At 66.2% G+C, this 6714-nt stretch carries 10 protein-coding genes; all 10 read left to right on the top strand.

Features of this window, described 5'->3' with window-relative positions:
- On the top strand, nucleotides 1-241 hold a 241-nt coding region (locus C8J43_RS22105; protein WP_165899736.1), incomplete at its 5' end, for a hypothetical protein.
- Between the two features lie 12 nt (nucleotides 242-253).
- A complete protein-coding gene (locus tag C8J43_RS21630; RefSeq protein ID WP_165899735.1) occupies nucleotides 254-559 on the top strand; it encodes a head-tail connector protein in 306 nt (101 codons plus the stop codon).
- On the top strand, nucleotides 556-906 hold the full coding sequence (locus tag C8J43_RS21625) for a head-tail adaptor protein (RefSeq protein ID WP_133032626.1): 351 nt from the start codon (nucleotides 556-558) through the stop codon (nucleotides 904-906). Before C8J43_RS21630 ends, C8J43_RS21625 begins: the two co-directional genes overlap by 4 nt.
- The gene (locus tag C8J43_RS21620) at nucleotides 906-1436 is read left to right on the top strand and encodes an HK97 gp10 family phage protein (RefSeq protein WP_133032625.1); all 531 of its coding nucleotides are present in this window, start codon (nucleotides 906-908) and stop codon (nucleotides 1434-1436) included. Before C8J43_RS21625 ends, C8J43_RS21620 begins: the two co-directional genes overlap by 1 nt.
- The gene (locus C8J43_RS21615; protein ID WP_133032624.1) at nucleotides 1433-1834 is read left to right on the top strand and encodes a hypothetical protein; all 402 of its coding nucleotides are present in this window, start codon (nucleotides 1433-1435) and stop codon (nucleotides 1832-1834) included. Before C8J43_RS21620 ends, C8J43_RS21615 begins: the two co-directional genes overlap by 4 nt.
- Before the next feature lie 16 nt (nucleotides 1835-1850).
- Nucleotides 1851-2066 (top strand): hypothetical protein, encoded by a 216-nt coding sequence (locus tag C8J43_RS21610; RefSeq protein ID WP_133032623.1) that lies wholly within the window; start codon nucleotides 1851-1853, stop codon nucleotides 2064-2066.
- 72 nt (nucleotides 2067-2138) lie between these two features.
- A complete protein-coding gene (locus C8J43_RS21605) occupies nucleotides 2139-2585 on the top strand; it encodes a hypothetical protein (RefSeq protein ID WP_133032622.1) in 447 nt (148 codons plus the stop codon).
- A 113-nt stretch (nucleotides 2586-2698) separates the two neighbouring features.
- Nucleotides 2699-3139: a hypothetical protein gene (locus C8J43_RS21600; protein ID WP_133032621.1), complete on the top strand. Its 441-nt coding sequence runs from the start codon at nucleotides 2699-2701 to the stop codon at nucleotides 3137-3139.
- 17 nt (nucleotides 3140-3156) lie between these two features.
- On the top strand, nucleotides 3157-3570 hold the full coding sequence (locus C8J43_RS21595) for a hypothetical protein (protein ID WP_243645736.1): 414 nt from the start codon (nucleotides 3157-3159) through the stop codon (nucleotides 3568-3570).
- A 25-nt stretch (nucleotides 3571-3595) separates the two neighbouring features.
- Nucleotides 3596-6714: phage tail length tape measure family protein (locus C8J43_RS21590; RefSeq protein WP_165899734.1), on the top strand; the 3119-nt coding region annotated here is incomplete at its 3' end.

The following is a 6714-nucleotide window of genomic DNA, read 5'->3' as shown; positions in this document are numbered from 1 at the left end:
ACCCGCCTGCGGCCTGATCGCCGTCCATCACAACCAACCTCACCTCGGGCGGCTTCGGCCGCCCGAGGTGCATCTGGAGACCAGCATGACCGTCAAGTTCAACCACGCCCACTCCGTCGGCGCTCACTACAACAAGGACGACGTCGCCAAGTTCGACACCGACGTCGAGAAGGATCTCGTCGATCGCAAGATCGCCGATAAGCACACCCCGGCGAAGGCCGGCGAAAAGACGGCCGCCTAAGCGATGGTCGACGTGGCGGCGATCGATAGCGGCGTGCTGACGATCGCCGCTGCGCGTGCCTTCCTGCGCGTCAGCGGCAGCGCCGACGCGCAGGTCCTGGAGCTGATCCCCGCGGCGCAGGGGCGGATCGAGAGCTTCCTCGGCCGCGAGCTGGTCGGCGCGGCCGGTTGGTCGACGGTCGACCAGGTGCCCGCCATGGTGGTCCACTGCGTGAAGCTCGCGCTGTCGGACTTCTTCGTGAACCGCGAAGCGCCGCAGCTCACCGACGACCAGCTCCGCCCGATGATCGGCCGCTACATGGCGCAGTCGGTCGGATGATCGTCGTTCGTCCCGGCGAACTGGAGGACCTGGTGCGCCTCGAGCGCAAGGTGCCGAGCACGAGCTTCGGCAGCGCCGGCGCCGACGAATGGGAACTGGTCGAGGAGATCTGGGTCGGCATCCAGGACAAGCTGCCCAGCCGGGGCGAGCAGCTCGAGGGTGGTTTCACCACCAGCACGCGACCCGCGCGGGTCCGCATGTACTGGCGGGAAGATATCGACCCCAGCATGCGCCTCGTGCTCGGCGATCGGATCATGCAGATCGTCGCGGGGCCGGCCGAGCTCGGCCGGCGCGGCGGTACCGAGCTGATGGTCGAGGATTACAATCCTCGCGCGACGCGCAGCTGATGGCGACGAGCCGCGGCGGTGCCGAGGTCCGGCGCTTCATCAAGCGCTTGCCCGGCGAGTTGGAAAAGAAGGTTCTGCGCGGCGCGGCACGCGCCGGCGGGAAGATCATCCTGGCCGAGGCGAAAGAGCGATCGGTTTCGTCCGACGTCGACGACGCGCTCGTCATGCGCAGCAAGGCGGAAGCTGGCCGGATCACCGTCAAGATTACGGTGCGCAAGGGCTGGGGGCGAGCGATCGCCAACTGGCTGGAATACGGCACCGACGCCCATTTCATCACGATCGCCAAAGAAGAGCGCGGCGGGAAAAGCGTTTCCCGGATCAACGCCTCGGACAAACGCACGATGATCATCGGCGGCAAGTTCGTCGGCGAAACCGTCTGGCACCCCGGCGCCAAGCCGCATCCGTTCCTGCGGCCGTCGCTCGATATCAAGGGCGCCGACGCAATCGCCGCGGCGCAGAGCTACATCAATGCGCATGTGACCCCGTCGGGGATCGTCGCCAGCGCCGAACCGGAAGGCGATGACGCATGACCGGTGTCGATATCATCGGCGAGCTGCTGCTCGCTCACGCGCCGCTGACCGAGCTGGTCGCGGCCGAACAGATCAAGGCCGGTGCGCTGCCAGAGCAAGTCGTGTTGCCGGCGTTGCTCGTGCGCCTGGTCAGCTGCGTCGAGCAGCAGATGCTGAAACGCGGTGGGACGGTCCGAACGATAGATCGCATCTCGGTCACCGTGCGCGCCGACACTTATGAGCAGCAGAGGGCGGCGATCAAACGCGCCGTGAGGGCCTGCGCGGGCCGGACCGGCAGCTACGCCGGCGCCACCAATGTTTCGGTGCTGACCGCCGGCCGCGGCCCCGACGCGCGCGGCCCCGGCAACACCTTCGAACAGACCCAAGATTTCCGCGTCAGTTTCGACGCACCCGCCTGACCCCAAGGAGACCATCATGGCCGATACCGAAGAGAAGACCATCCGCGGCACCGTTACCCGCGATTTCAACGACGCCGGCACGGAGCGCAGCTTCACGAAGGGCGACACGACCGATTTCCCGGCGGGCGAGTTCGAAAACTATCGCGTCGCCGGCCTGGTCGAGTTGGTCACCGAAGACGCGCCTGCGGCCCCCGCCGCGAAGGCCGGCAAGGCCAGCGGCACCGCCAGCTAACCCGCTCGCCCGCCGCCCGGCGGGCGATCCTCTGCCGGCCAGCGCTGGCGTTACGACATTAGGAGCATGATTATGGGTTCCCAGACTGCAGCGGGCTCGTCGCTCGGTATCTCGGCCGCAGCGCCGGCCACTCAGGACTCGACCGGTTACAAGGCCCTGACCTTCGTCGACATCGGCCAGGTCGAAAAGCTGGGCTCGTTCGGCGCGAGCTTCGCCAAGGTCGAGTTCCAGCCGCTCAAGGGCGCAAAGCAGAAGTATAAGGGCTCGGCCGACTATGGCGCGCTGCAGCCCTCGATCGCGATCGACGCCCTCGACGCCGGTCAGACGCTTTTGCAGACCGCCTCCGACGACGAGACCCAGAAGCTCTATTCGTTCTGCGTCACCTATCAGGACGGCGCGAAGCGGTACTTCCAGGGCCGGTCGTTCGGCTCGCCGGAAACCGCCGATGGCGCCGACTCGATGCTGATGGCCGCGCCGACGGTCGAGATCTGCACCAAGATCGTCAAGTCGGCGACCTAACCTCTTTCCCCCCTCCCGGCGCCCGCGACGCCGGCTCCTTTTGCACCAGCTCGCCTCGCTATCGCGGGTGCGGGGCGGGTTGGTGCGCCATCCTCCCGCGAAGGATCAATCCCATGAAGTTCAATATCGCAATGCTCGCCGTCGTCTCCACCGCCGCCCTGCATCTGAAGAACCCGGCCGGCGAGCTGCTGTTCGCCGATGACGAGCGCACGCTGCCTGTCCGCATCCACCTGCATGGCCCGGGCTCGAAGGCATTCGGCGTCGTCGAGTCCCGCCAGAACGCCCGCACGCTGAAGCGCATGCAGGACAACGACGGCAAGATCACCGCTGCGGCGCCTGAGGAACGGCTTGCCGAAACCGCCGAGGATCTCGCCGCCCTCACGGCGTCGTTCGAGAATTTCGAATATCAGCCGGAAGGCGCGGCCGAGCCTGTCACCGGTGAGGATCTGGCCCGCATCGTCTATTCCAACCAGGGTCTCGGCCATATCACCCGCCAGGTGGCGAAGTTCGTGGGTGACTGGGGAAACTTCAGCGCCGCGTCGAAAGCGGCCTGACCCTCTACATCCGGCAGATGGCCTGGCTCCACGCCAGGCCAAAGCCGGATGCCCGTAGTCGACGCGGGAAAGAAGAACCGGCCGGAGCAGTGTTGAGCCGGTTGGAAGATCTGAAGCGGAAGAAGATCGATCCGGTTATGCCGCCAAATCCGGCGCCCCATATCATCGGTCACCTGATCGAGATGGGCCTGACCGAAGCGGCGGGGATGGGTTCGGTGCCGCTCAGCTGGCGAGAGATCGCCGCATGGCAGGAAAATACCTGTGTCCAGCTCGAGCCCTGGGAGGCTCGGCTCATTCGCAATCTGTCGAAAGCGTACCTCGCCGAGGGCCACCGTGCCGAAAGCGAGAACTGCCCGCCGCCATGGCGGGCGCCTGTGACCCAGCGCGAGCTGGATATCGAGGAAGCCCAGCTGCGCGCGCTGCTGGGGTAGTGACCGGGGAGGATGATTTATGTCCATGGACGATTCCTCCCCGGCACTTGAAGTCGGCTTCATCATCGATACCGGTGAGTCGTTCGGCGAGCTGATCCAGCTGCAGGCCGCAATGGACTCGACCGAGGCCAAGGTCCTGGCCGACGCGACGAAGATCGAGCGCGCCACCCGCGGCATGGTCGACGTCTCTGGTGGCACGTCGAACATCGTCGCATTCGGGAATGCCGCGTCGCGCGAGCTTCAGACGGCCCGCATCGCTATGGCGAGCGTCGAGAAAGCCGGCGAGCGCATGGTAGCGCAGCTCGAGCGGCAAAACAGCACGTTCGGAAAGACGCGGGAAGAGATCCGCGCGATGAATGCCGAGTTCAAGGCGACCGCGGCGGAGCAGCAGGGCCTGACGGAACTTGCGCAGCGTATCCGCGCGGAAGAGTCGGCGCTGTACGATAAGGAATTTGCGGCGGCGCGACGTGCCGCTCAGGAAGCCAAGGACGCAGCGGACCAGAAGGTGCTCGCCGCGCAGATGGCGGCACGAGCCGTCGAGCTCGAGGCGCAGGCGGTCCGGGAAGCGGAGCTTGCCTATGCGAAGTTCCAGGCACACGCCAAGATCAAGTCGCGCGAATATAACGAGCAGCAGGCGGCGAATGAGATCGCCCAGCGCCAAGCCAATGCGGCCGCGATGCGTCTCGAAAGCATGGCAGCCGAGCAACTGACCCGCGAACAGGCTCAACTCGCGTCGGTCGTGCGGGCATCGCATGACGCCCAGGTTGCCGACGCGGCCTCGGCCGAGCAGCTGCGCATCGCGACGGATCCGCTGTACGCGGCGACCAAGCGGCTCAACGCGGAGATCGCCGAGTCGACGCGCTTGTATCATGCCGGCGCGACCGCTCCCGCTGAATACGCACGTCAGCAGGACGTCCTGACCGGCCGGCTTCGTCAGGTCGGGCAGGCGCATGACGAGATGAGCGGAGCCATGCGCAAGAGCGGCGGTGCGCTGAAGAACATCGCGGTCCAACTGCCGGATATTACGCAAGGATTGCTCACCGGTCAGAAGCCTATGCAGGTCCTCATTCAGCAGGGCGCACAGATCTTCCAGGTCGCGCAGATGGCCGAGGGCGGTCTGAAGGGCTTCGCTGCCGAGGTCGGCGGGCTAGCGGTCGCGTTCCTACCAGCGATCGCCGTGGCATCCGTTGCCGGCGTCGCGCTGTATCGCTGGAAACAGCAGATCGATGACGATGCCGGCATGAAGAAATTCGCCGAGGGCCTCGGGTTGACGCACAAGGAGATGAAGAAGCTTGGCGACGTGTCCGTGACGACCGGCGACATGGTCGCCGGCGTCTGGAAGACGATCTCGGACGGCATGAACGCTGGCGGCTCGGGCAAGTCGATCATGGACTACCTGTTCTCGCCGAACGACGCGCAGCAGGTTCAGGGCTTCCTCGCGTCGATCTACGGCACGTTCACCGGCACCTACGCCGCGATCGTAGAACTGTGGGGCAGCATCTCCACGTCGGTCTCGGCCTATGTTTCTGCCGCAGCGACCGCAGTCGCATCCTTTTTCGCGCCTGTCGTTGCAGCTGCGACGTGGGCGGGCAGTGCCATCTCCCAAACGTTCAGCTCCATCTACGACACCGTCGCTGGGTGGCTGAAGTCGATCGGTAGCGCGATCAGCACCTTCGCGGGCCCGGTCCTGAAGGCGATGGGCTGGGACGACGCCGCAGAGGCCGTATCAACCGCGGGTAGCAAGCTCGGCACTGCTTTCGGCAAGGGATATGCGCATGGCGCCGGAGCCGTAATCAAGGGCACGAACGACTTCGTCGCCGACTCTGCGAAGAATGCGATCGACCATGCGCAGGCCAATGCGGTCAAGAAGGCGAACGCCATCAAGGCGGACCGGACGCCGAAGACCACGCCGGTCGATCGCCACGCCGAATCGCTCGTGCGCGATGCCGAGGCGGTCGAGGCGCAGATCCGCAACCTGTATAAGCTCGCCGACGCCTATGGCGTGTCCGGTGCTGCGGCGCTGATTGCCGAGGCGCGCGTGAAAGCCGAGAGCAAGGCGATCAAGCAGCAGGCCGATATCGAAGCGTCGGTAGACCGTCAGGTCCGCCTTGCGATCGCGCAGCGCGTATCGGATGCCGCCAAGTCGACCGCCGGCGCGCGCGACCAGGCCGCGGCGCAAATGATGGTCAATGCGCAGGTCGCGGCCGGCCTCGTGCCCGCCGAGCGCGCGGCCGACCTGGTCAAGGATCAGATAGCGGATCTGCCGCTGCTCGCCGCGATCGAGGCGGCGCGCACGCGGGGTCTCACCACCGAGGCCGCGCGCGCTACCCAGGCGCTGGCCGACCAGCGCGCTGCGCGTGACGCGCTCACCGTGTCGGAGCGCGCAGCGCAGTTCAATTCGGCGACGGCAACCGGCAACGATCGGCTCGCCGAGCTGCGCGAAGAGCAGCGGCTGATCGGCGCGACCGATATGGAACGCGTCCGCGCGCTCGCCACGCTGAAGGCGATGCAAGAGGCGCAGAAGTTCAATCCGGCCGATCGCGACGCGTATGTGAAGCAGCAGGTCGAGATCGCGGTTGGTCAGCAGGCACTGACCGAGCAGCAGGACGCCTACAACGCCTCGCTCACCGCGACGGCCGACCTGTTCGATACGATCGATCAGAGTGCGCAGCGGGCAGCGCAGGGCATGTCGGAGGCATTCGGCAGCGTCGGCACGGCGATCGGCGATACGCTCACCGTGATGACCGGCTATTACGCCGACCAGGCCAAGCTCCAGGAAGCGCACGCCGCTGCCATCCGCGATGCGCATGGCGACCAGACCCGCATCGATCGCGAGAACGAAATGTTCGCGATCCGCTCGTCGTCGGCGCAGATCGGCGCGTTCGGCGACATGGCGTCGGCCGCCAAGGGGTTCTTCAAGGAAGGCTCGGACGGCTACAAGGCGATGGCCACCGCCGAGAAGGCATTCCGCCTGGTCCAGTTCGCGCTGTCGGTCCGTGCGATCGCACAGGATGCGATCGAGACCGGCACCAAGATCGCCAACAGCGTCGCGCGTATCGCGGTCGGTGCGACCGAGGCGGTCGTCAATGCGATCAAGAGCCTGCCGTTCCCGCTCAATCTGGCGGCCGGCGCCGCGACCGTCGC

The organism is Sphingomonas sp. PP-CE-1G-424, from assembly GCF_004341085.1.
Classification (GTDB): Bacteria; Pseudomonadota; Alphaproteobacteria; order Sphingomonadales; family Sphingomonadaceae; genus Sphingomonas.
Note: the sequence above shows the minus strand (reverse complement) of the source record. Positions and strands in the feature narration are given on the sequence as shown.